The sequence below is a fragment of the Shewanella rhizosphaerae genome (assembly GCF_019457655.1).
In the GTDB taxonomy this organism is placed as follows: Bacteria; Pseudomonadota; Gammaproteobacteria; order Enterobacterales; family Shewanellaceae; genus Shewanella; species Shewanella loihica.
In genome coordinates, this window is the sequence record NZ_CP080420.1 from 3,008,448 (window position 1) to 3,031,241 (window position 22,794).

Consider the following 22,794-nt stretch of genomic DNA (forward strand, 5'->3'; position numbering starts at 1 on the left):
CGCTTACCCCGTGATGATCTGATCAAGATGGCCGTTTAGTTTCTCAAGCTTGGCGGCCAGACGGCGATTGAGCTTGCCCGCCACCAGTGCGGTGAGCAGCTCGCGCCACTCCTCGAGGTGCTGCGCCATCAGGCCATCCTCGACGGCGGTGCGGGCACCAAACAGGGCGAACGGCGGCAGATAACGCATACCGGTAAGGCTGGCGGTTTGCTCCAGCGGCGCCAGCAGTTGTCTCAGGGTGAAATGATTATAGCCCTCGGCCTGATAGGCCTCCTCCTTGCCCCCGGCCGTGATGGCGCAGAAGAAGCGCTTACCCTTGAGTGCATTGCCATCCGTGCCATAGGCAAAGCCATATTCCAGCACCAGATCTTGCCACTCCTTTAGGATGGCGGGCGTGGAATACCAGTAGAGGGGAAACTGAAAGATCACCACATCATGGGCCAGCAGGCGCTGCTGCTCGCGCTCGATGTCGATATCAAACTCGGGATACTCGCCATAGAGATCCACAGTGGTGACACCGGGTATCGTCTTGGCCAGTTCAAACAGGGGCAGATTAACTTCAGATCTATGTTGGGAAGGATGCGCCAATAACAGGAGTACGGCTTGTTGTGGCTCTGACATGAGGATCCATTCTCGAGGGTGACGCGTCGGGTGAATACCGGGCGCTAGGTCTAGATAAAATAGCGCCTAACACCTTGTTCTTCAAGCGCAGCCAGCGCCAGTCTGGGCAATTTTTCCCGTCTGACCTGTTATGGCCAGGGAAGTTATTTACCAGGGCTGTTATGTGCCAGTGCGTTATGTGCCAGTGCGTTATGTGCCAGGTCTGTTATTTACACGGGCCGTTACGCCTTGATGGCTTCGCAAGGCTACTCGGGGGTACGATAGAGGTACAGACGAACCCCGTCATCCTCGTAGCAGTCTATCCGCTCCATGCCCGCCTTCTCCAGCACCCGGCTGGAAGCGACGTTTTCCACCATCACCTCGGCGTATACGCAGGCTATGCCTAATGTCTCTCTGGCGTAATTCAGACTGGCAATCACGGCTTCTGTGGCCAAGCCCTTACCCCAATACTCGGGCAACATGCGATAGCCGATATCCACCCCGCCCTGCCCGCGGTTGAGCAGCGGCTCATACTTGACGCCGCAGAAACCGATAAGCTCATTGCTCTGCTTATGGATCAGCGCGTAACGGGCATAGCCTGGGTCGCGATAACCTGCGAGCCAGTAGTTCTCTATGACATGCCTGGCATCATCCAAGCTCTTGATATCATCGCCATCTCCTGTATAGCGCACCACCTCGGGGTTCGAGGCGAAACGGTACACCGCCTCGGCATCTTGCAGCACAAACTGGCGCATGATGAGCCTGGGGGTCTCAATCAGGGTAGGCGATACGCCCGCATCCGCTTTAATCATTGTCCTCGGTATCCTTGTACTCATGCTCCCAGGGGGTGATGGCGCTCATATCATGGAGATCATATGGGGTCAGCTGATAGACATAGTAGTTGAGCCAGTTGCTTACCAGCAGGCTGCCGTGACCATGCCAGCGGGCGACCGGCGCTTGGCTGGGATCATCGCCGCGAAAATAGTTTTTCGGCACACTCGGGTTAAGGCCTTCGGCGAGATCCCGCTGATACTCATCCTTCAGGGTGGATTTCTGATATTCGGGATGACCCATCACAAACAGGTTGCGATTGTTGCGGCTCAGCACCAGGTAGGCGCCCGCCTCGTCGGACTCGGCCAGCACCTGCAGCTCTTTGTGAGCCTTGAGATCGGCCACCTCCATCTCGGCAAAGCGAGAATGGGGCGCGAAGAACTCATCGTCAAAGCCCCGCAGCAGCGGGAAATGTTTATGGGTGCGCTGATGATTAAACACCCCGGAGCGCTTGGCCGAGAGCAGCTTACGCTGCAGGCCATAGAGGTGATACAGGGCCGCGTGGGCCGCCCAGCAGAGAAACAACACAGAGGTCACATGGTGCTGGGACCAGTCGATGATCTCGCGAATATGATCCCAGTAGGTTACCTCTTCAAACTCTATCTGCCCCAGCGGCGCGCCCGTAATGATCAGGCCATCGTAATTCTTATGGCGCACCGCCTCGAAATCACGATAGAAGTTGTTCATATGGTCGATTGAGGTGTGCTTGGAGACCTTGTCGTGGATGCGCAGCAGATCCACATCCACCTGTAAGGGGGTATTACCCAAGAGGCGCAGCAGCTGAGTCTCAGTCTCTATCTTGTTCGGCATCAGGTTGAGGATCAGCACCTTCATGGGTCTGATATCCTGATTGGCCGCCCGGGTCTCGGACATGACAAAGATATTTTCTGATTCGAGAATTTCCGCCGCTGGCAGATTATCGGGAATTTTTACCGGCATACCGCGCCTCTTTCGACCTGGTTAACAGAGCCCCATAATAGGCTAGGTGTCGCAAGCGGCGCGGTGTCTCGCCTTAACCGCCGACGCGCTGCACTAGCACAGAGATAGGCGCACTATCGCCTAAATCTATGGGGTAGGATTGAGTATTGATGAACATCAGCTTGCCATCCAGGGTGATCTTGGCGCCCACACTATAAGTATGGCCCGCCTCGAACTGATCCCTTGGGATGACAAAACCAAAGGGTGCCGGTGTGGTCACGTCGTCGCGCTCGAAGGCCGCTAACACCACGGCAGGCGCATCCATCTTAGACACGTCCTGAATCTGCACCGACAGCACAGCCTGGGGTGGTAAGGCAATTCGCTCCTTAAACCAAACCTCCCCCTGGATCTCCACGCTGGCATTAGGGGTTGCACAAGCCGTCAACAGGCCCGCACTCATCGCCACTGCCGCTAGGGGTTTTAACCATCTGTTCATACTCTTGCTCCTAATCATACATCAAGACTTCTGGATGTCCATATGTCTATACTATAAATCTTGTTCTCTATCAGAGATCTTCATATCATAGGCGAACCATTTATTGAGAAATAGCCTCATGTCTCAAGCTACTGCAATAATTGTGGGCGCCAGCTCACTCGTTAGCCGTGAAATTGCCAAACAACTTGCCGAGCAAGGCGTCGAACTGGCCCTGCTGGCACAAGATACCGAATCCCTTACGGAATTTTCTCAGTCTCTGCCCACCCAGGTCAGCCTACATGAGCTGGCAATAGAGAGGCCAAAGGATATCATCGCCACCCTGGAAAGTGTCTGGCAGCAACTGGGCGGCGCCCATCTGGTGATCGTCAATACCGGCCTCAATGGCTACGACGCCTCGCTTCCCTGGCAACTGGAACAGGATATCATTACCGTCAATGTGCAGGGCTATAGCGCCATATGCAATACGGCATTCAGACTATTTGTCGATCAGGGCTATGGCCAGCTCGCGGCCATTAACTCCATCGCCGGACTGAGGGGCGGCCCCTGCGTGGCCTATCATGCCTCCAAGGCCTATGCCAGCAGCTACCTCGAAGGACTGAGCATGCATGCCCAGCGCCTCAAGCTGCCGATCACCATTAGTGATCTTCAGCTTGGCCTGCTGGACAAGGCGGCCATGCAGCAGAGCCGTCTCTGGCTATCACCACCCCATGAGGTAGCGCGCCAGGCACTCAAAGCGATGCAGAAAGGCAAACGCCGCGCCTACATAACCAAGCGTTGGCGTCTGGTGGCCTGGTTAACCAAGCTGCTGCCTGAATTTATCTACAACACCCGTCACTGGCGCACCAAGGAAGAGCGCAAGGCGGCCAGAGCGGCCAAGAAGGCGCAATAGGCCAAAGAAAGCAGAAAGTTAAAAAGCAGACATGAAAAAGGAGCCGATTGGCTCCTTTTTCATTTCGATATTTAGCGAGATTAGAAGGTGTAACCTACGCTCACCATGTAAACCCAAGGGTTTATATCTGTTTCGATAGTCACAGGCACGGTTGTCGCAGTACCTGCATTGTCGAAGGTATAGTTAAACTTGGCATCAGTGCTGATTTGCGCATACCAAACAGAAGCGTTAACCAGCCAGTTCTTGTTCACTTGGTAGTCGATACCCACTTGCGCCGCCAGACCCCAAGAGTTTGACAGGCTCAGATCAGACAGGCGTCCGCCCGCATCATTAGTGATCTTGTTGTCGAAGAAGTTAGTGAAGTTCACACCGGCACCGATATAAGGACGCAGCTTAGAATCAGCCGAACCAAAATAATACTGAGCCACTAAAGTAGGTGGCAGGTGCTTGGTTTCAGCTACTTTACCTACGCCTTTTAGCGAAATGTCATGGCTAAAAGGGGTAGCGGCCAACAGCTCGATACCAAAGTTATCGGTCAGCATGTAACCGAAGTTCAGACCTACTTGTGTATTGCTGCTTACAGAGAACTCACCTAGGTTACCCAGGTCAGGTGTATTCACATCTTGGCTAGATTCATTTGGCGCAACGGTAACAGCACCGGCACGAACGATGATGTCACCAGCTTGGTGAGCAGAAGCGGCAAATCCAGTAGACAGTAGGGCGGCAGCGATCAGACCTGAAACGATAGTTTTTTTCATCATACTACTCCATTAATACAACAGTTAACGTTGTTTTTATTATCAAAATCCTTACATTTGCGCGTATCCTGCCAGATAGACATCAAGAAGTTCTTGATCCAAATCAATAAGCTAAGGTAATACCCCTTTTTGTATAGCTGGGCGCGATCCAGATCACAGCAAATAAACAAATATTGACAATACCCCTTTAATTTTCGTGACCCACATCCGCATCGATCACTTGTTGATCAACCAAACCAATCTCGGTCAAATTAGATAACTAACAAGCTGATAACACGATGTGAAATGGCGCTGCATTTAAGCATACACCTCAAAAAAGAGTGCTGATGGAAACTCCACTAACTGAGGGAAGTGAGCAAGCGATACCGGCCTAGAGAAGAATCGCACACTTGGCCGATATGGGAGCTGGGGCTAGCGCATCAAGCTGACCGGGCAACTCTGATAAGCCTAGGACAACTTTGACAAGGCCTGGACCGTGCAAGGAATATGACGTTAGGAATACGGCGCTAGAAATAAGACACTAATAATAAGAGGCGCCTGTTTTCGCAGCTCCGAGATGGCAAAGCTAAGGTGACACTTATTAGATGACACACTCTAGATGCCAAGCTCAAATAGCCAATCTCGAAATGCCACGCTTGAGATGCCACTATCTAGATGACACGCATAAGATAACAAACCTCAGATAACAATCCCTAGCTGAGCCCCCTGAGAGAACAGGCTTGAGACGGCAAACTTGAAGTAGTTAGGCTCGGCTAACTCGCCGAAGAGATGGCAAGCGCGAGGCTCAGCATCGCCAGGCTGAGCAGTACCAGGCTGGCAAACAGGGGCTCCTGCGCTTCAGGCTCCTGCCAACTAGCATGTTGCGAACTATTACGCTGCTCACGCTGATCTTGAGATCCAGTGCCCTGCTCTTCGGCGCCGGGCAAGCTACCTATGAGATGATGACTGCCGATAAACTGCATCTGCTCTTCCTTGATTTGTTATTGTTATCATTTCACCCTATTGGATAAAATATATTTAATCAAGGGTCATATGAGGGCACCTGGCTGAAATTTACTCAAGTTAATACACACGGGACAAAGACGACGCCCCACAAGTGGAGATAACTTGGAGCAACAATAGGAGTATTAAATAGTGGAAAATAGAGCATAAAAAAAGGAGCCCTGAGGCTCCCTTATCTATCCATTAACTGCTTGGCTTATTTTACCAGCTTATTTGACCAGCTTCATCACCACTTCAGTGGTGTATTTGCCGTTGTTGATCACCGGGAACCTATCGTAGGTCTGGAAGATCACCTTGCCCTGATATTGGATCATGGCGACCACACCATAGTTGACGCTCTTGTCTATGGTCTCGCGAGCAAAGGCAAACTTGAATGGCACAGGCGCCCTGGCGATATCGAAGCTCTTCTGGGCGATGATGGCGCCCGGGGTGTCGAGATCGATCACCGCTATGGTAATGCTACTGCCTTGCGGCAGGTTAATCTTCTCCAGATAACCGGCGGCGCCGTTGACGAATATCGGAGGCTCAGGCTCTACCGTCACACAACCTGCCAACAGAATAAGCAGCAAAGACGCCAATATGGCTTTCATTTTCATCTTCATCACATTCAACCTTTCACTCACTGTTCGTTTATCCCTGTGTTAATCGAATCAAGCCTTCCTGCGTCGCCGAGGCCACCAATTCACCACTCTGGGTGTAAAACTCGCCACGTACAAAGCCGCGGCCGCCACCGGCATTGGGGCTATCTATGCTATAGAGCAGCCACTGGCTAAGATCCAGCGGACGGTGGAACCACATGGCATGATCTATGGTGGCCATGCGCATACCCGGGGTTAAGAATGAGACGCCGTGGGGCTGCGCCGCCGTCACCAGGAAATTAAAGTCTGAGGCGTAGGCCAGCAGATATTCATGCACCGAGAGATCCTTGGGCACCTCGCCATTGGCGCGGATCCACACATGCCTGATGGGCTCGCTCTGGTTGGGTTCCATAGGATTGCATGGGTTAACCAGGCGCATCTCAAGCGGCGAGTCCGCCATAAACTTCTCCAGCACCTTGCGAGGCACCTTGTCCCTCAGGGTCGAGGCCAGCTCCTGCTGATTCAGCAGGCCCTCAGGGCCCGGCACATCCGGCATCTTGCTCTGGTGATTTAGCCCTTGCTCCGGCTTCTGGAAGGAGCAAGTCATGTAGAAGATGGGTCTGCCCTTCTGAATCGCCTTCACCCGGCGGGCGCTAAAGCTGCCGCCATCGCGCATATTTTCCACGTCATAGACTATGGGTTGTTTCTCATCACCGGCGCGCAGGAAATAGGAGTGGAAGGAGTGTACCTGACGTTCGCTGTCGACGGTTTGCGCCGCGGCGCTCAGGGCCTGGCCCATGACCTGTCCGCCAAACACATGGCCGAAGCCCAGATCTTGGCTCTGACCCCGATAGAGGCCTACCTCTATCTGTTCCAGCGATAAAAGGGATAACAGATCATCTAACACCTGACTCATGCAACCTCACCGATAACTCATCAATATTGGTCGTCAAGCTTACCTTAGATTCCCCTTATCTTGCTAGGGCAGTTAAACTTTCCTGGTGGTTCCTGCAGCAATTTGTCACTTACTGCCACCTATTCGTCATCTATTCGTTATCTGGGCCTACTCAATATCCACGTGGTGCTCGGCGGCGCTGCGCCTCGCCCAGGCGGTTACCTGCTCTTCGCCGGACTCATGAAAATGATAGGGCTGCGCCCGGTACAGCTCATCCCAGCGCTGGGCGATCACCTCGGGCTTGCAGCCATCTTCCACAATCCGTAGCGGCTGAAATTCGACAAACATCCCGTGGCTCACGCTACCGGCCGCGGCCAGCAGATGCTGACCACTGCAGGCCATCGATGAGCAGAGATACAGCAGGGTGGCATTGACCGAAGAGGTGCTGAACAGCGGCTTCACCAGAGGGCTGAGATGATGCGCCGTCATGGCGGTTAAGGCCTGTGGCACCAGGGTATTGACCGAGATATTGTAGTCGCGCCCCTCCTTGGCCAGGCTGTTGACCAAGCCGACGAGCGCCATCTTGCTGGTGCTGTAGGGGGTCTCATGCATGTCACCATACAGGCCGCTGGCCCCCGCAGTCATGAGGATACGGCCATAATTTTGCCGTTTCATCTGCGGCCACACCAACTTGGTCAGATGGAAACTGCCGTTGAGATCCACATCCAGCTGCCGCTGCCATTGCTCGAAACTCAGGCTATCGAAGGAGACTGGCGTGTGGATGCCGGCGTTATTGATGGCGATATCTATGCGACCCCAGCGCTTGAGGACAGTCTCAATCGCACTCTTTAGGGCCTGACTGTCGGTGACATCCAATTGGAAACTCAGGCAGTCGGCGCCCAGCTCGGCGAGGGTACGGGCGGTCTTGTTGAGCCCTGCGCCTGCATAACTCTGGCAGCGACTATCGCCGCAGCCCGAATCGATAATGGCCAAGCGCGCCCCGCGCTCGGCTAAGGCGATCGCGTAGGCTCGTCCTAAGCCAGCCCCCGCTCCTGTGACGACAGCAACCTGTTCATCAAAACGCATCATCCTGATCCTTGTCTCTCGCCGCCGAAACGCCCTAGTTAAGCCAAGTGCTAAATTTATAAAATCTATATAAATTAATTAGATAAGCTTAAAACATTCCCAGCAGAATCTCACAGTCAGACAGCTATAACAGCACATGTCTGGCAAGAGTTCTTTGAGGCTGGCAACAGATTTGAAGGAAAGGCGCCGCAAAGATGTGCGCCGCGTCAAAATTACACAAAATTTTAACAATACGTTTAAGCTTTATTAAAGGCTCTGAGTATTAGGCTAAAGCTCCCTGAAAAATAAAACGAGGCTGTTCACATAATGCTAATGCAAGCGCTTCATCGACTTGGGCTTTTTTGCTATGCTTGGGCTATATTTTCGAGCCTAGCTCAGTCCCTACCTAATAATTACGAACGCAGATAATGAATCCCTGGATCCTGGCGACACGCCCACGTACTCTTCCCGCAGCCATTGGCCCTATCTTAGTCGGTAATGCCCTTGCCCTGTCATTGACACAATTTAGTTGGCTTATCGCCGCAACTTCAATGTTGTGCGCCCTGCTGCTGCAGATCGCCGTTAACCTGGCGAACGACTACTTCGATTTTAAGAGCGGTATCGACACCGAGGAGCGACTCGGCCCGGTGCGCGTCACCCAGAGTGGCCTGCTCGACCCAAGCAAGGTACGCAACGCCATGATCGCCTGTCTGCTGCTGGCGCTGCTGGTGGGCTCGCTGCTCATCTATCATGGTGGCTGGCCCATCGCCATCCTAGCCGCGGCTTCCATCCTGGGCGCACTGGGTTACAGTGGCGGCCCCTACCCGCTGGCCTCCCATGGTCTGGGTGAAGTCGCCGCCTTTATCTTCTTCGGCCTGGTGGCCGTGGTGGGCAGCTACTACCTTCAGGCCCATGACACCAGTGTCGCCGCCTGGATCTTAGGCAGCGCCATCGGCCTGTTTAACGCCGCCGTGATGCTGGTGAATAACACCCGCGACATCCCCACGGATGCCAAGGCAGGCAAGCGCACCCTGGCGGTTAAGATAGGTGAAGGTCAGGCCAGAGTCCTGTATCAGGCGCTGGTCTATCTGCCTTTCGCCCTCGTCATCGGCGGTTTTCTGCTTGGAACTTTACCCGGCCTGCCTGTGCTGCTCGGTGGCCTGTCGCTAGTCCTGGCGCGCAAACTCAACAGCGAATTTAGCCAAACCTCGGGGGCGGCGTTAAATCCGCTGCTGGGACGCACGGCGAAACTCACGGTGATCTTCAGCGCCCTGTTCAGCCTGGGACTCGCCTTGGCCTAAAGCGGGAAATCGACATGACCATAAAAAATGCCAGCAATTGCTGGCATTTTTTATGGCGAGTCATCACACAATTTAGAGGCAGTATTCGGTTCCGTCTTTCGAGGTGAACTCTTTACAGTGTTGATCTGCCTGACCCGTAACCAGACTGGTCCAGGTACGCTGACAAGGGCTCTGCGCGCTATTGACGATAGTCATCAGCGCCGCCTCGACCTGCACATCGTTGATGCCGGCCAGATCGTGACGTCCCTGCTCGCCGCGGCGATCCAGCGCAATCTCGATATGGAAGCCGTTATTCTTCAGCACCAGAGAGCTTGGCTCGCACTTATGACCAGAGAGGGCCACAAACTGCTTGGGCTGTGCCAGACCGCTCTGGCTGCCATCGGCGAAGAAGGCCAGTAGCTGCTTGTAGTAGATCACATAGCTGCAGACATCCTGGTGAGACCCCTGACTCAGTGGAAAGTACTGATCCAAGATCTGCTTGGCATAGGTCAGGCCATCTTGCTGCATCTGAGGTGCCAGCGCATTGTTTCCATTAATCTGTGTCATAGGCATTACCTGCTTGATGAAGTTGTAAATACTCTGGTCTAGTTGTTCTGTCTGTATATTCATCGCCTCATCCCTCTCACTTATGCTATCTATCGCTATGTTTGACTCGCTGATGACATCTTTGCCCTACAGCTTTAAGTGGCGCTCTAAGGGATTTGTCGCTTCCCCGATTGCTTAATTTGTAGTCTAGCGGCTTTTTCATTACAATTTCACAATAGAAATTTCACAGTGTGAATTTTACAAAATGAAGACCAATAGCAGCTTGATGAGAAAATCGCATTTCCTGGGCACTAAGATACGCAATCTCAGGAAACGTAATAATCTAACCATGGAAGACCTATCGGCCCGCTGTGTCAGGGTGGATGCGGATTCCGCGCCCTCAGTCTCCTACCTCTCCATGATAGAGCGCGGCAAGCGCGTGCCCAGTGCCGGCATGTTGGCAGTGATCGCCGCCGTGTTTCAAAAGGAGGTAGATTGGTTTCTCGACGACGCCCCCGAGGAGCAGGCCATCACCCCAGTCAAAGGCTCTCGCGGCGGGATCAGTGGCATGGCGCTGGAGCCAAGCTTCCTGTTTTCCAACGAGATATTGCAGATCGCCATCCCAGAGATGCTCTCCCAGACGGGGATCAGCGGCCGTCAATTTGCGCACCTGCTGATCCGCGCCCATCAGGAACATCATCAGAATCATTTTCCCGATCTCGAGCGCGCGGCCGAAGAGGTGGGGCTCAAACGCATGCCCCTGAGCCTTGAGGATCTGTTGGCCATAGTCCAGCGTCTCGGCCTGGTGGTGAAATGGTTTACCCGCGCGCCCAAGGCGATCCGCGAAGAGGCGGGGGCCGGCAAGCAGCACATCATCACCTCCTATTTCGAGCAGCCCAACAAGATCTGCCTCAACCAGCTGCTCAACCAACATACCCGCCGCCTCAAGTACGACCTAGCGGTCCATATCGGCCATAGCGTGCTGCACAATAAAGACGGTTTAAAAAGTATCATGGTGGCCGGGCGCAGCCATGGCACCAGCCTGGTGGATGAGGCCGACAATCGTGGGCAATCCTCCACAGTGGACGCCCAGGATATCCTGCATGCCTGGCGGGACTTCGAGTCCAGCTTCTTCGCCGGCGCCCTGCTCTGCCCTAAGGTGCCCTTCAGGCAGCTGCTCGATCGTCACGGCTATGAGATTGATGTGGCCAAGTTAGTGGATGTCTCCCCCTCGGTGGCCATGCGCCGCATGACGGCGGTCTCCCCCTACAGCCACTGGCACTATTTCGATGCCTACTCGCCCGGTAAGCTCAAGGCCGTGTATCGCGGCAACGGTATTCCCCTGCCCTGGGGCAACATGCGCAAGGTGGAAGATCCCTGCCAACACTGGGCGGTGTTTAGGATGATCAACGCCTCGACCCAGGGCTCCTCGGCGCAGATCTCCATCCTGGATGTGGCCAACGAACCCAAGATCTATTGCTGCGAATCGATTCGGGTGAAAGACCTGGCGGGCAATCCCCATGTGCTCTGCGCCGGTATCGACCTTAACCCGGCCATCGAGGCCCAGGGAGGTGATGCCAACCAGGTGGCGCAACAACTCAAGGAGGTCTGTGTGGACAATGGCGGCTCGGCGCCCCTGCCCAGCAACATCAAGACAGACATCAAGCGTGTGGCGAAGATCCTCAACATCAATTGGGTCGAGCGCGGCATCGACAGCGAGGCTAGGCTCATCTGTTCCCGCGGCGCCAGCTGTCCGCGCAAGCCAAGCTGCTACGAGAGCGGTGGCTGTCAGGGCTAGGCGGCCACAACGCCGAGATAAAAAAACCGCTAGTCAATCGCTAGCGGTTTTTCTTTTCTATTGAAGCTTAATGAAGCACTAGAGCTTCTCCAGCGTGCGCTCGCTATGGCTCCAGTTGAGGTGATACTTCTCACCGGCGGGCTTGTCGATACGCTCGAAGGTATGGGCGCCGAAGAAGTCCCGCTGACCTTGCAGCAGATTGGCCGGCAGGGTCTCGCTGCGGTAGCTGTCGTAGTAGGCCAGCGCCGAGCCGATACAAGGCACGGGCACGCCGCTCATGGTGGCCCTTGCCACCGCGCGGCGCCAGTCTTGCTGCTTGGCCGACAAGGCCAGGCTAAAGGTCTCGGCCATCAGCAGGTTGTCGAGAGGCTCACCCACCTTCTGCGCCTCTTGATAGGCCTGAGTGATCGATTGCAGGAAGGTGGCGCGAATGATACAACCGGCGCGCCAGATCTTGGCGATTTCGGCAAAATCCAACCGCCAGCCGCGCTCCTGAGCATTCATCGCCATCAGCTGGAAACCCTGGGCATAACAGGCGATCTTGGCGCAGTAGAGGGCGTTTTCCAGCTCATCGATAAAGGCGGCGCGCTCATCGTCACTCAATGTCAGCGGCTCGGGGCCAGCCAGCAACAGGCTCAGCTGCTGACGCTGATGCTTCTGGGTGCTCACCGCCCTGGCGTATACAGCCTCGGCGATAGTCGGCGCCGGGCAGCCAATCTGCAAGCTGCTTACCGCGGTCCACAGGCCGGTGCCCTTCTGACCCGCCTTATCCAGAATCATCTCCACCAGCGGCTTGCCGGTTAGGGGGTCGGCCTGTGACAGCACATCGGCGCTGATCTCCATCAGGTAGCTATTGAGGCTACCCTGGTTCCAGCGAGCAAAGATCTCACCCACCTCGGCGGCGCTCAGCCCAAGACCGTCGCTCAGCAGTTGATAGGCCTCGCAGATCAGCTGCATGTCGGCGTATTCGATGCCGTTATGTACCATCTTCACATAGTGACCGGCGCCTGCCGGGCCTATGTAGGTGGTGCATGGCTCGCCCTCGGTCACAGGGTTACCCGGTTCTTGGCGCTCGATGGGCAGGCCGGTCTTAGGGTCTACCTTGGCGGCAATCGCCTCCCAGATCGGCTTGATTCTGTCCCAGGCCTTGATGTCGCCGCTCGGCATCAGAGAGGGTCCGAAGCGGGCACCCATCTCGCCGCCTGAGATGGCGCAGCTAAAGAAGATAAACTTGTCCTGATATTGGGCTTCGCGGGCCACTGTATCTGTCCACAGGCTGTTGCCCGTATCCACCACGATATCGTCCTGCTCTATCCCGGCCTCAAGCAGGGCATTACAGACGCCATCCACTGGCGCACCGGCAGGTACCGACAGGACCAACACCCGAGGTTTTGCGAGACTGGATAACATTTCTGAAAGATTGCTACATCCTAAAATGCGCTGCGCTTGCAAGGCGGGACGCTCTTTTTGCTCCTGCTCAAGCAGGGCATCTCGCTTGGCTGAGTCGAGATCGAAGGCGGCGACGCGGTAGCGATTGTCGGCAATATTAAGCGCCAGGTTTTTGCCCATAACGCCTAGGCCTATCACGCCTATGTCGAGGAGGTCTGAGTGATTTTGCATGAGATTTTTCCCCATGGGAAACTGAGATTGTCTACACCTATCCTTTATTATAGTCTGGACTATCTGAGTCAAATCATAAGCTTAAATCGCTCAATTGCTTCAACTGCGAGCCACATAGTCGATAGGCACGAAATTGGTCGCGATTATACAAAAGTTGGTAAGTTAATTACTAGGAAAAGTCCAGGCTTACTGGCCGCTGTGCAGAACAGTGTTTTCTCATTTAAAAGGTAGCGCCATCAAGCACCTGAATAGCTTGCTGAATCGACTATTTCTGGTTGAGCTCATGGGTCAAGGTCAGACAAACTTGCCTTAGCTGTTCCAGCTCAATGTCCGACACGCTCACCTTCTCCAGCAGCTGCTGCTTCAGCGCCAGCGCCTCTTGCTTGAGGGCCTCGCCGGCCTGAGTCACCTGAATCACCTTCTTACGCTCATCCCGGCTGTCCACATGACGCACCACCAGCCCCTTAGCCTCCAGGCGCTTGACGATAGGGGTTAAGGTGCCGAGATCCAGCCGTGTCGCCTGGGAGAGATCTGTCAGGCTGGCGTTATCTTTGAGCCAGAGCGCCTGCATCGCCAGGTATTGTGGATAGGTCAGATCGCACTCCTGCAGCAAGGGACGATAGGCGCGCACCAGGGCATTGGCGGCGGTATAGAGGGCGAAACAGACATTATCCGACAGGCATTGCGCCTCTTCAGTTACTACTGCAGTCTCTGCTTCACTCATCTGCTTACTCATAGTGTTACCCATTTTTCTGACTTAACTGTTACTCAACTTTTGCTCAATGCGCTACCGCTTAATCTGCAACTTAATGACTTAACGCCTTATGACTTAATGCGTTACGACTTAAGATTTCATCACCTTTCCCGCTTGTGCCAGCGGCCTCAAGCTTTAGGGCGGCTATCTTAACAGAATTCAGGGGCAAAGAGCGGACATTAAAAACACATTACTTTGCGCACAAAGTATTTGCATTGCGCTCAATTTGTTTGTAGAGTCTACCACAATTAGTTAGCGCGCAAAGTAAAAAGAGGTTAATTCCATGCAAGCACAAGAGATAACACTGGCCAGCCGCCCTGAAGGCATGCCAACCCAAGCCAACTTTGGCCTTAAGCAGGTGGAACTTCCGGCCCTCAAGCCGGGCGAATTCCTGGTCAAGAACCTATGGATGTCGGTCGACCCTTACATGCGCGGCCGCATGATAGACAGAGAAAGCTATATCGCCCCCTTCGCCCTAGGTGAAGTGCTGGAAGGCGGCGCCATTGGTGAGGTTATAGAGTCGAACCACGACGGCTTCCCTGTAGGCAGCAAGGTCAGCAGCATGAAGGGCTGGCGCAGCCACTATGTCACCGACGGTGCAGATCATACCCTGCTACCAGACACTCCTTTGTCAGAATCTCATTTCCTCGGCGTCATGGGCATGCCTGGCATGACCGCCTGGACCGGCCTTAACCGCATCGCCCAGCTGAAGGAAGGTGAGACCCTGTTTGTCTCAGCCGCCTCGGGCGCGGTGGGCAGCGTCGCCTGTCAGCTAGGCCTCTTGATGGGTGCCAAGGTGGTTGCCTCGGTCGGCTCAGATGAAAAAGCCGAGGCCCTCAAGGCGATGGGAATCGAGCAGGTGATCAACTACAAGACCACGGCTAACCTGAGCCAGGCGTTGAAGGACGCCGCGCCGCAAGGTGTTGATGTCTACTTTGAAAACGTCGGTGGCGAGCATCTGGCCGCGGCGCTGGACAACATGAACGACCATGGCCGTATCGCCGTATGTGGCATGATCGCCCAGTACAACGACACTAAGCCAACCCCGGGCCCAAGCAACCTGGCCTATATCATCATGAAGAAGCTCAGAGTCGAAGGCTTTATCGTGTTCGAGCACTGGCAACACTATGGCGAGTTCGCCAAGCAGATGGGTCAGTGGCTGGCCAGCGGTAAGGTTAAGGCCGAGCAGACCATCTACGAGGGACTCGACAACGCTCCGGCGGCCTTTATCGGCCTGTTCGAAGGCAAGAACCGCGGTAAGATGGTGGTTAAGCTGTAAGCATTCGTCTCACAAGATAACGCCACAAAGACCGGCTCCATAGGGCGGGTCTTTTTTTACCTTTATACAACAAAGTCTTGGGCATTCACGGCCCGCCATACATAAAGGCGACACAGGCTTACAAACTCATGATACTTATCTAAGTGCCCAGCGAGTACATTGCTCTCAACCAATGAAAACCTTCAAAGTGGAGTGAGCAATGAATTACCTTCCCTTAGCCCTAGTTGCCCTTGGCAGCATCAATCTAGCCCAGGCCGCCGAGTCGGACACCTATATCAGCAATGGTCAGGTCTATCACAGCAGAGGCTGGGTGGTCGAGTTTGGCGCCGGCTATAACTCAGACATCATCAAAGAACAGAAGAACGACTACAAATTTGCCTTCGGCGACCACAACCGCTTCGGCCCCCGCGTGAATGTGGGCTACCACGGCGATCGCTTCAAAGCGGATCTGGATAAGGGCATCAACTACCGCCTCTATGGCAAAGACAGAGACGCCATCACCTTCAGCACCTACCTGACAGGTAACGGCCTCTGGCTGGACAAGGATGTGTCTAAGGTGCTGGCCGGCATGGAAGAGCGTCGTATCAGCGTGGATCTGGGCCTGAACATGGATATCAAGGTGGGGCCGCGCGGCGTCCTCTCCACCAACGTCCAGCACGACATCAGCGGCGAATATAAAGGCTATGTGGCGGGTGTGCGCTATCAGCAAATCCTCAACCTAGGTCGTCTGGATCTGGTGCCGTTTGTGGGCGTAAGTTACAACAGCACCAAGTTTAACGATCACTACTTTGGCGTCAGCAAGAAAGAGGCTCTGCTTAAGCGTACGCAGTACGAGGCTAAGGCCGGCGTTAACTATGACATCGGCTACCAGCTGATACTGCCGCTCTCGAGCAACTGGCGCATTACCCAGCAGACCAGCTACACCCGCCTGAGCAAGGAGATTGCCGACTCGCCCATTACCGATTCACGCAATCAGTGGTCGGCCAACCTGATGGCGAGCTACCGTTTCTAAAAAATTGGAAAAATTAGGCCTAAACCCCGCTCGGCCTAAGGGCAAAGGATCTGCCCAGCTTATTTGAAGCAAGAGAAACTCCCTGGAAAGAGACTTCCTGTAAAATAAGCGCCCTGCAAAAGAAAAAAGCCTGCATCAAGCAGGCTTTTCATCTAACACGCGCTTTATCCCTGTTTGGATAAGCGTCATCTGGAACCCAAGGGCTATTTCAATTTCAGCAGGCCAACCAGCACGCAGATGGCACCGCCGACCATGCCGGCCCAGGCCTCTATTGGGGTGTCGCCGTTAACCGCGCGGGTGATCTGCGAACTGGTAGAATCGTAGATGTTGTAGCCCCACCATGCCAAGGCCACGCCGATAACCAACAGGACAATTCCTAAATACTTACTCTTCATTTCCCCAACCTCTTGAAAAACAATCTCGGTCCCAGCATACGACAGCTTAAAGCCATATTTCAATGACAGGATTTGCGCCTCAAGGTTTATCCCGCAACATCTACGGCTGAAACCCTGAGCAGGCTTTGATCTCTCGGCGACCGCCCAAGATAGCCCCCAGCTAATACAAGGGGCTAACACAAGGGGCTAGCAGCCTTCATCTAAAAGAGCCAGCTAGTAAACCAGCCTTCATCTAAAAGAGCCAACTAGAAGACTAACGTCATGCTCTGCCCCGGTGTTAGGGCCTGCCATTGGCGGGTAAGCTCGGTGATCTCGGCAATTATCTGCCTGAACTCATGCTCACTCACTGCGGGCACGGTTAGCCCTCGCTGCTCACAGCCCTGGGTGAGTAGATAACAGAAGCCCTCGTAGTTGAGATCCTGTGACCAATAGAGTGACTGCAGCGCCTCCACCATAGATTCTGTCTGCCACACCTGGGTCTTATCGGCTATCTGCCGCGACAGCTGATTGTGCTCCAGGGTAAAGCTGATGTTGGCGCCGGCCTTTAGCTGACCATAAAAGGCGCCGCCTATGCCTAGGGTCTTCTCCACCACGTAATGGATCATGTCATGGGGCGCGATCCCCTGCTCCGGCATCTGAGTCTCGGTGCGACTGGCGTCCTCTCGCACGCAGCAGAGCCTGCCGTAGCGGCCATCTCCCTTGATAAAAATCACTTCCATATTTAATGCCTCACTCATTCCTTACAAAATAGCGCCTTACTCCTCGCTCACAGCTATGTCCGCTTCCAGCCTGACCCTCTGCTCCTCATGCTCGGAGACTAGCTCACCATTCGGGCTGAATCGTCGCCATATGCCGACCTTCTCGCCATCTCGGTATTGCCCCTCTTCGGCGAGCAGACCACCGCGGAAATATTCGCGATAGCTGCCCTCTAGCTTGTCGTTGCGATAGTTTTTTACCTGCTCCAGGCTGCTATCATCATAAAAACGTGTCCAGGTGCCGACCTTGCTGCCTGCCGCATAATATTCGATGCACTCCTTGGCGCCATTCTCATAAAACTCGGTCACCTCACCGTTAAGCTGACCCGCCTTGAAGTGGGCGATCCCCTGCAAGATGTCGGTATCCTGAAAATAGGTGCGCCACTCGCCCTCTTCCTTGTCTTCGACCATGGTGCCTTCTACCACCACCTTGCCGAAGCTGTATTGCTGCCACAGGCCGTCCCGCAGGTCATCCACATAATGGATGCGATTCCTTAATCTGCCGGGATCCCAGTAACTCATGCTCCAACCGTTACGCTTGCCCAGCCGATATTCGATGGACTCAGACAGCAGACCGCCCTCGAAGCCATAGTGTTTTTCCGTGCCCTGTTTCAGCCCATCTTGATAGGGGATCTCCTTATTCAGGGTGCCATCTTCCAGATAAACACGGGTCACGCCCGTTATCTGACCATCGACATAATGCGTGACCGCCTGGACGGCACCGCTCTCATAGAAGTCCTGCAGCTCGCCGTTAAGCTTGCCTTGACTGAGCATGGCTTGCTGCTTCAGCCAGCCGTCATCGCCGAAAAACTTCGCCTTGCCGCTAAAGGGCTCGGCCTCACCGCGCAGATGAAAGCGGCCATCGATCCTTTCAAGCTTCTCGAAGTCGACATAGTCTTTAGTGAATGCGCCCATGTTCACGCTAAGCCCCACAGCGCTCAGCACCACTAACGCAATCAGCATTAAACCCACCGGTAATCCTTTCGTTTTCATCCCTTGCTCTCCACTTCCCTTACTCTCCACTTCCCTTACTCTCAACTTCCCTTGCCAAGATCCTTTTCCTCACTCCTTGACCAACTCGCGCTTAATCAGGTTTTCCCTAAACCTTCCCAAAACCAGAAGGCCGCGACTCATAGGCTGCGCCGAATACCCCGCTATGTTCGATAGATGAGTCTATTTTGGCAAGTGTTTTCATGGATAAATCTATGAATATTAGCGGTTTGGCTAATTAGTTTGTGATCATATTTAAGCCGCTAACTTATGACTCTGAGACTAAGTCATTACTTTAAGCCATTACTTTCAGCCATTTCTTTAAGACAGTACTTAAAGACATAGCCGCAGACCAGACGCCCGCAAGTAGCGAGAAGCATGCAACAAAAAAGGGCCCGAGGGCCCTTTTTTAATGACGAGTAGAAGACGCGCTAGACGTGAGCGTCCGCGTAACCCATACGGGTCAGGGCGTTGCGCACCAGCTCGAGCGTGTAAGGATCTTCTATGGTTGCCGGCATCTTGAACTCTTGATTGTCGGCAATCTTACGCATGGTGCCGCGCAATATCTTGCCCGAGCGCGTCTTAGGCAGCTTAGGCACGGCGCTCACCAGCTTAAAGGCGGCCACCGGGCCAATCTGCTCACGAACCAGGGCGATCAGCTCCTTGTAGAGCTGCTCGTCGCTGAGATCGCAGCCTTTCTTGAGCACCACCAGACCCAGAGGCACCTGCCCCTTGAGCTTATCGTCCACCCCGATCACCGCCGCCTCGGCCACCGCCTCATGCTGACACAACACCTCTTCGAAGCGTCCGGTCGACAAACGGTGACCGGCCACATTAATGATGTCGTCGATGCGGCTCATGATATAGAGATAGCCCTCTTCATCCATGTAGCCGGCATCCCCTGTGAGGTAGTAACCCGGATACATGGAGAGGTAGCTCTCCTTGTAGCGTCCCTCGTTTTGCCACAGAGTCGCCAGCGTTCCCGGCGGCAGTGGCAGTTTGATCACCACGTTGCCCGACTGATCCGGCGCCACAACATCGCCCATCTCATCGAGCACCTGCACATCATAACCAGGCACCGCCTTGGCAGGAGAGCCCGCCTTGACGGGTACAGGCGCTGTGCCCATCAGGTTGGCGGCTACCGGCCAGCCGGTTTCCGTCTGCCACCAGTGGTCGATCACCGGCTTGTCTAGCTGCTGCTCGGCCCAGTGCAGCGTATCGGGATCGCAGCGCTCGCCGGCGAGGAACAGGGTGCCGAGACAGCTAAGGTCCACATTCTTAAGGTAATCGCCCTCGGGATCGTCGCGTTTGATGGCGCGGATCGCCGTCGGTGCGGTAAAGAAACTCTTCACATTATATTTGGCTATGGTGCGCCAGAAGATTCCGGGATCCGGCGTGCCCACAGGCTTACCCTCGAACAGTACCGTAGTGGCGCCCACGAGTAAGGGGCCGTAGACGATGTAAGAGTGACCAACCACCCAGCCCACATCCGAGGCCGCCCAGAAGACATCGCCCGGGTCGATATCATAGATATGCTTCATCGACCAGGCGAGCGCCACGGCATGGCCGCCATTGTCCCGCACCACTCCCTTGGGCTGACCCGTGGTGCCCGAGGTATAGAGGATATAAAGGGGAGCGGTCGCCTCTACCGTCTGACACTCGATGTTTGGCGCATCGGCCATGGCCCCCTGCCAGTCGACATCACGGCCATCTAGCAACTCAGCTTGCAGCTGAGGACGGTTGAGGATCACACACTGCTCCACCTTGTGGCTCGCCTGCTCTAGCGCATCGTCCAGCAGCGGCTTGTAGGCCACCACGCCCGAGGGCTCGACGCCGCAGGAGGCGGAGAGGATCATCTTAGGCTTGGCATCATCGATTCGGGTCGCCAGCTCGTTGGCGGCGAAACCGCCGAATACTACAGAGTGAATCGCGCCGAGTCGCGCACAGGCCAGCATGGCATAGGCGGTCTCTGGCACCATGGGCATATAGATGATCACCCTGTCGCCTTTGACGACGCCCTGGCTGGCCATGTAGCCGGCCAGTCGGCTCACCTGGGCCTGCAGCTCGTTGTAGGTGATCCCATATTCTGTGCCCGTAATCGGGCTCACATATTGAATCGCCACCTGCTCGCCGCGCCCGGCCTCTACGTGTCTGTCGACCGCGTTATAACAGGTATTGAGCTGCCCGCCGCTAAACCAGCGATACATAGGTGCCTGACTGTCATCGAGTACCCTGTCAAACGTCTTGTCCCAGGCTAAGGCCCCGGCGGCCTCGCCCCAGAAGGCGTTAGGATTATCGATAGATTCCTGGTGTAACTGATTATGCAAATCCTTCATGTGATCTTCTCCGAATGACATGCGCCCGCCACTCACGGTCGACATATCGGCTTCCCCTTCCATACGATTTGGCTTATGCGCCATAGATCACATTATGGAGCCAAGTTGCACTTTTCCCATTAGACCTTTGCCTAACCTCACCCCAAACCCGCGACTGGCGGTTATTTCACCAGTTTGCCGTGCGATTTTTACGTCCAAATGGACCATTAGCGCCACCTAAAATCTTTACCTTTACGTAAACTTCATATATCGTGCTAGGAAAGTTAATCAATATGGTATTTTTTCGATGAGTGACAAACACAGTCCACAGACCACCTACTCTATCAGCGACCTGTCGAAGGAGTTCGATATTACTACCCGTAGTATCCGTTTCTACGAAGACCAGGGGCTGCTTAAACCTAAGCGCCGCGGGCAAACTCGCATCTATGGCCTGAAAGATCGCGTTCGTCTCAAGCTGATCTTAAGGGGTAAACGTCTGGGCTTTTCGCTCGCGGAAACCCGCCGTCTGTTCGAGCTCTACGACGCCGACAAGAACAGCAGTACCCAGCTTCACACCATGCTGGAATTGGTGGAAGAGAAGAAATCGGCCCTGCAGCAGCAGATGGACGACATCAAGGTGGTCTTGATGGAGCTCAACTCCGCCGAGCAGCAGTGCCGCGCCGCCCTGGAGCAGCAAGAACGCGCCTAGGCCGGGCACTGACCATATCGAGTTAACGCAGCAACAAATTGAACACAAGCAAGGCTGGGTAAACCGGCCTGATAAAAAATTATAAAAGCATCTGACCTGTAGGATAAAACAATGACTCAACTCTACTCCTCTCTCAACTTCGGCCTCGGCGAAGATATCGACATGCTGCGTGACGCAGTACGCAGCTTCGCCGCCAATGAAATCGCACCTATCGCCGCTAAGGTGGATCAGGAAAACGCCTTCCCTAACGAGCTTTGGCCCGTGCTGGGCGAGATGGGCCTGCTTGGGGTGACAGTGCCCGAAGAGTACGGCGGAGCAGACATGGGTTACCTGGCCCACGTGGTCGCCATGGAGGAGATCTCCCGCGCCTCGGCCTCTATCGGCCTGAGCTATGGCGCGCATTCAAACCTGTGTGTTAACCAGATCAACCGAAACGGTAATGCCGAACAAAAAGCCAAGTACCTGCCTAAGCTGGTGAGCGGCGAGCATATCGGCGCCCTGGCGATGAGTGAGCCTAACGCGGGTTCAGACGTGGTCTCTATGAAGCTGAGCGCCCGTAAAGAGGGTGACCGTTATATCCTCAACGGCAACAAGATGTGGATCACCAACGGCCCAGACGCCGACACCTATGTGATCTATGCCAAGACAGACATGGACAGGGGTCCACACGGCATCACAGCCTTCATCGTCGAGCGTGGCTTCAAGGGCTTCAGCCAGGCGCAGAAACTGGATAAGCTGGGCATGCGTGGCTCTAACACCTGTGAACTGGTGTTCGAAGATTGCGAAGTGCCGGAAGAGAACATTCTAGGCGGCCTCAACAACGGCGTTAAGGTGCTGATGAGCGGTCTGGACTATGAGCGCGTGGTGCTATCTGGTGGCCCTCTTGGGATCATGACTGCCTGTATGGATATCGTGGTGCCTTACATTCACGAGCGTGAGCAGTTCGGCAAGTCTATCGGTCAGTTCCAGCTGGTACAGGGCAAGCTTGCCGACATGTATACCGGCATGAATGCCGCCAAGTCTTACGTCTATAACGTGGCCAAGTCATGCGATCGCGGCGAGACCACGCGTAAAGACGCCGCCGGCGCCATCCTTTATAGCGCGGAGCTGGCTACCAAGATGGCACTGGATGCCATCCAGCTGCTGGGCGGCAACGGTTATGTCAACGAATACGCCACGGGTCGCCTGCTGCGTGATGCCAAGCTCTATGAGATTGGCGCCGGTACCTCAGAGATCCGGCGCATGCTGATCGGCCGCGAGCTGTTCAACGAGTCGAAATAGTCGAATGCGTAGAGTAGGCCGGATCCCG

At 54.7% G+C, this 22,794-nt stretch carries 23 protein-coding genes; 7 read left to right on the forward strand and 16 right to left on the reverse strand.

The features are described 5' to 3' along the window. Positions 1 to 3: 3 nt before the first annotated feature. The 4 genes from K0I63_RS13210 to K0I63_RS13225 form a co-directional block, all read right to left on the reverse strand. A complete protein-coding gene (locus K0I63_RS13210; RefSeq protein WP_144200427.1) occupies positions 4 to 621 on the reverse strand; it encodes an NAD(P)H-dependent oxidoreductase in 618 nt (205 codons plus the stop codon). Positions 622 to 866: 245 nt separating this feature from the next. Next, entirely contained in the window at positions 867 to 1,412 is a 546-nt protein-coding gene (locus tag K0I63_RS13215; protein ID WP_220081336.1) for a GNAT family N-acetyltransferase, read from the reverse strand. Continuing rightward, positions 1,405 to 2,370, reverse strand: coding sequence for a homoserine O-acetyltransferase MetA (metA, locus tag K0I63_RS13220; RefSeq protein WP_220081337.1), 966 nt, complete (start codon positions 2,368 to 2,370; stop codon positions 1,405 to 1,407). Before metA ends, K0I63_RS13215 begins: the two co-directional genes overlap by 8 nt. 73 nt (positions 2,371 to 2,443) lie before the next feature. After that, positions 2,444 to 2,845 (reverse strand): YbaY family lipoprotein, encoded by a 402-nt coding sequence (locus K0I63_RS13225; protein ID WP_011866349.1) that lies wholly within the window; start codon positions 2,843 to 2,845, stop codon positions 2,444 to 2,446. A gap of 118 nt (positions 2,846 to 2,963) precedes the next feature. Here K0I63_RS13225 and K0I63_RS13230 point away from each other — a divergent pair, with 118 nt between their 5' ends. Next, complete coding sequence (locus K0I63_RS13230; RefSeq protein ID WP_220081338.1) at positions 2,964 to 3,734, forward strand: SDR family NAD(P)-dependent oxidoreductase; 771 nt, start codon at positions 2,964 to 2,966, stop codon at positions 3,732 to 3,734. Positions 3,735 to 3,814: 80 nt separating this feature from the next. Here the strand turns inward: K0I63_RS13230 and ompW are convergent, their stop codons facing one another. The 5 genes from ompW to K0I63_RS13255 all read right to left on the reverse strand — a co-directional run bounded on the left by ompW (position 3,815) and on the right by K0I63_RS13255 (position 8,053). Continuing rightward, on the reverse strand, positions 3,815 to 4,495 hold the full coding sequence (gene ompW, locus K0I63_RS13235) for an outer membrane protein OmpW (RefSeq protein ID WP_220081339.1): 681 nt from the start codon (positions 4,493 to 4,495) through the stop codon (positions 3,815 to 3,817). A 749-nt stretch (positions 4,496 to 5,244) separates the two neighbouring features. After that, entirely contained in the window at positions 5,245 to 5,454 is a 210-nt protein-coding gene (locus tag K0I63_RS13240) for a hypothetical protein (protein WP_220081340.1), read from the reverse strand. A 249-nt stretch (positions 5,455 to 5,703) separates the two neighbouring features. Then, positions 5,704 to 6,096, reverse strand: a complete 393-nt coding sequence (locus K0I63_RS13245; RefSeq protein WP_220081341.1) for a YbaY family lipoprotein — start codon at positions 6,094 to 6,096, stop codon at positions 5,704 to 5,706. Positions 6,097 to 6,124: 28 nt separating this feature from the next. Continuing rightward, a complete protein-coding gene (gene tesB / locus K0I63_RS13250) occupies positions 6,125 to 6,988 on the reverse strand; it encodes an acyl-CoA thioesterase II (RefSeq protein ID WP_220081342.1) in 864 nt (287 codons plus the stop codon). A gap of 147 nt (positions 6,989 to 7,135) precedes the next feature. Then, positions 7,136 to 8,053 (reverse strand): SDR family NAD(P)-dependent oxidoreductase, encoded by a 918-nt coding sequence (locus K0I63_RS13255; RefSeq protein ID WP_220083449.1) that lies wholly within the window; start codon positions 8,051 to 8,053, stop codon positions 7,136 to 7,138. A 407-nt stretch (positions 8,054 to 8,460) separates the two neighbouring features. On the opposite strand from K0I63_RS13255, the gene K0I63_RS13260 reads away from it, so the two are divergent. Further along, complete coding sequence (locus K0I63_RS13260) at positions 8,461 to 9,333, forward strand: 1,4-dihydroxy-2-naphthoate polyprenyltransferase (protein ID WP_011866355.1); 873 nt, start codon at positions 8,461 to 8,463, stop codon at positions 9,331 to 9,333. 72 nt (positions 9,334 to 9,405) lie between these two features. On the opposite strand, the gene K0I63_RS13265 is transcribed toward K0I63_RS13260, so the two are convergent. Then, complete coding sequence (locus K0I63_RS13265) at positions 9,406 to 9,942, reverse strand: aldolase/citrate lyase/malate synthase family protein (protein WP_011866356.1); 537 nt, start codon at positions 9,940 to 9,942, stop codon at positions 9,406 to 9,408. Between the two features lie 181 nt (positions 9,943 to 10,123). Between K0I63_RS13265 and K0I63_RS13270 the strand changes: the two genes are divergently transcribed. Beyond that, positions 10,124 to 11,656, forward strand: coding sequence for a DUF3612 domain-containing protein (locus tag K0I63_RS13270; RefSeq protein WP_220081343.1), 1,533 nt, complete (start codon positions 10,124 to 10,126; stop codon positions 11,654 to 11,656). Positions 11,657 to 11,734: 78 nt separating this feature from the next. Here the strand turns inward: K0I63_RS13270 and gnd are convergent, their stop codons facing one another. Next, positions 11,735 to 13,276: an NADP-dependent phosphogluconate dehydrogenase gene (gene gnd / locus K0I63_RS13275; RefSeq protein WP_220081344.1), complete on the reverse strand. Its 1,542-nt coding sequence runs from the start codon at positions 13,274 to 13,276 to the stop codon at positions 11,735 to 11,737. A gap of 265 nt (positions 13,277 to 13,541) precedes the next feature. After that, the gene (locus tag K0I63_RS13280; RefSeq protein WP_220081345.1) at positions 13,542 to 14,012 is read right to left on the reverse strand and encodes a MarR family winged helix-turn-helix transcriptional regulator; all 471 of its coding nucleotides are present in this window, start codon (positions 14,010 to 14,012) and stop codon (positions 13,542 to 13,544) included. 301 nt (positions 14,013 to 14,313) lie between these two features. On the opposite strand from K0I63_RS13280, the gene K0I63_RS13285 reads away from it, so the two are divergent. Then, the gene (locus K0I63_RS13285) at positions 14,314 to 15,309 is read left to right on the forward strand and encodes an NADP-dependent oxidoreductase (protein WP_220081346.1); all 996 of its coding nucleotides are present in this window, start codon (positions 14,314 to 14,316) and stop codon (positions 15,307 to 15,309) included. A gap of 199 nt (positions 15,310 to 15,508) precedes the next feature. Further along, a complete protein-coding gene (locus tag K0I63_RS13290) occupies positions 15,509 to 16,321 on the forward strand; it encodes a MipA/OmpV family protein (RefSeq protein WP_220081347.1) in 813 nt (270 codons plus the stop codon). A 203-nt stretch (positions 16,322 to 16,524) separates the two neighbouring features. Here the strand turns inward: K0I63_RS13290 and K0I63_RS13295 are convergent, their stop codons facing one another. From K0I63_RS13295 to K0I63_RS13310, 4 genes are all read right to left on the reverse strand, one after another. After that, positions 16,525 to 16,716, reverse strand: coding sequence for a DUF3185 family protein (locus K0I63_RS13295; RefSeq protein ID WP_144200401.1), 192 nt, complete (start codon positions 16,714 to 16,716; stop codon positions 16,525 to 16,527). A gap of 245 nt (positions 16,717 to 16,961) precedes the next feature. After that, positions 16,962 to 17,435 carry a cytoplasmic protein gene (locus tag K0I63_RS13300; protein ID WP_220081348.1) on the reverse strand — a complete coding sequence of 158 codons (474 nt, stop codon included), beginning with the start codon at positions 17,433 to 17,435 and terminating at the stop codon, positions 16,962 to 16,964. Between the two features lie 36 nt (positions 17,436 to 17,471). After that, positions 17,472 to 18,434: a toxin-antitoxin system YwqK family antitoxin gene (locus tag K0I63_RS13305; protein WP_220081349.1), complete on the reverse strand. Its 963-nt coding sequence runs from the start codon at positions 18,432 to 18,434 to the stop codon at positions 17,472 to 17,474. Between the two features lie 458 nt (positions 18,435 to 18,892). Next, on the reverse strand, positions 18,893 to 20,797 hold the full coding sequence (locus K0I63_RS13310; protein ID WP_220081350.1) for a propionyl-CoA synthetase: 1,905 nt from the start codon (positions 20,795 to 20,797) through the stop codon (positions 18,893 to 18,895). 286 nt (positions 20,798 to 21,083) lie between these two features. Between K0I63_RS13310 and K0I63_RS13315 the strand changes: the two genes are divergently transcribed. After that, a complete protein-coding gene (locus K0I63_RS13315; RefSeq protein ID WP_011866366.1) occupies positions 21,084 to 21,485 on the forward strand; it encodes a MerR family transcriptional regulator in 402 nt (133 codons plus the stop codon). Between the two features lie 111 nt (positions 21,486 to 21,596). Then, complete coding sequence (locus tag K0I63_RS13320; protein ID WP_220081351.1) at positions 21,597 to 22,766, forward strand: isovaleryl-CoA dehydrogenase; 1,170 nt, start codon at positions 21,597 to 21,599, stop codon at positions 22,764 to 22,766. Positions 22,767 to 22,794 lie beyond the last annotated feature (28 nt).

Excerpts from the sequence above, each read along its gene's own strand:
- K0I63_RS13305 (WP_220081349.1), bottom strand. The coding sequence starts at position 18,434 with ATGCTGATTGCGTTAGTGGTGCTGAGCGCTGTGGGGCTTAGCGTGAAC.
- K0I63_RS13300 (WP_220081348.1), bottom strand. The coding sequence starts at position 17,435 with ATGGAAGTGATTTTTATCAAGGGAGATGGCCGCTACGGCAGGCTCTGC.
- K0I63_RS13215 (WP_220081336.1), bottom strand. The coding sequence starts at position 1,412 with ATGATTAAAGCGGATGCGGGCGTATCGCCTACCCTGATTGAGACCCCC.
- ompW (WP_220081339.1), bottom strand. The coding sequence starts at position 4,495 with ATGATGAAAAAAACTATCGTTTCAGGTCTGATCGCTGCCGCCCTACTG.
- K0I63_RS13315 (WP_011866366.1), top strand. The coding sequence starts at position 21,084 with ATGAGTGACAAACACAGTCCACAGACCACCTACTCTATCAGCGACCTG.
- K0I63_RS13255 (WP_220083449.1), bottom strand. The coding sequence starts at position 8,053 with ATGCGTTTTGATGAACAGGTTGCTGTCGTCACAGGAGCGGGGGCTGGC.
- K0I63_RS13310 (WP_220081350.1), bottom strand. The coding sequence starts at position 20,797 with ATGAAGGATTTGCATAATCAGTTACACCAGGAATCTATCGATAATCCT.
- metA (WP_220081337.1), bottom strand. The coding sequence starts at position 2,370 with ATGCCGGTAAAAATTCCCGATAATCTGCCAGCGGCGGAAATTCTCGAA.
- K0I63_RS13290 (WP_220081347.1), top strand. The coding sequence starts at position 15,509 with ATGAATTACCTTCCCTTAGCCCTAGTTGCCCTTGGCAGCATCAATCTA.
- K0I63_RS13245 (WP_220081341.1), bottom strand. The coding sequence starts at position 6,096 with ATGAAGATGAAAATGAAAGCCATATTGGCGTCTTTGCTGCTTATTCTG.
- K0I63_RS13240 (WP_220081340.1), bottom strand. The coding sequence starts at position 5,454 with ATGCAGTTTATCGGCAGTCATCATCTCATAGGTAGCTTGCCCGGCGCC.
- K0I63_RS13285 (WP_220081346.1), top strand. The coding sequence starts at position 14,314 with ATGCAAGCACAAGAGATAACACTGGCCAGCCGCCCTGAAGGCATGCCA.
- K0I63_RS13295 (WP_144200401.1), bottom strand. The coding sequence starts at position 16,716 with ATGAAGAGTAAGTATTTAGGAATTGTCCTGTTGGTTATCGGCGTGGCC.
- K0I63_RS13280 (WP_220081345.1), bottom strand. The coding sequence starts at position 14,012 with ATGAGTAAGCAGATGAGTGAAGCAGAGACTGCAGTAGTAACTGAAGAG.
- K0I63_RS13320 (WP_220081351.1), top strand. The coding sequence starts at position 21,597 with ATGACTCAACTCTACTCCTCTCTCAACTTCGGCCTCGGCGAAGATATC.
- K0I63_RS13225 (WP_011866349.1), bottom strand. The coding sequence starts at position 2,845 with ATGAACAGATGGTTAAAACCCCTAGCGGCAGTGGCGATGAGTGCGGGC.
- K0I63_RS13230 (WP_220081338.1), top strand. The coding sequence starts at position 2,964 with ATGTCTCAAGCTACTGCAATAATTGTGGGCGCCAGCTCACTCGTTAGC.
- gnd (WP_220081344.1), bottom strand. The coding sequence starts at position 13,276 with ATGCAAAATCACTCAGACCTCCTCGACATAGGCGTGATAGGCCTAGGC.
- K0I63_RS13265 (WP_011866356.1), bottom strand. The coding sequence starts at position 9,942 with ATGAATATACAGACAGAACAACTAGACCAGAGTATTTACAACTTCATC.
- K0I63_RS13270 (WP_220081343.1), top strand. The coding sequence starts at position 10,124 with ATGAAGACCAATAGCAGCTTGATGAGAAAATCGCATTTCCTGGGCACT.
- tesB (WP_220081342.1), bottom strand. The coding sequence starts at position 6,988 with ATGAGTCAGGTGTTAGATGATCTGTTATCCCTTTTATCGCTGGAACAG.
- K0I63_RS13260 (WP_011866355.1), top strand. The coding sequence starts at position 8,461 with ATGAATCCCTGGATCCTGGCGACACGCCCACGTACTCTTCCCGCAGCC.
- K0I63_RS13210 (WP_144200427.1), bottom strand. The coding sequence starts at position 621 with ATGTCAGAGCCACAACAAGCCGTACTCCTGTTATTGGCGCATCCTTCC.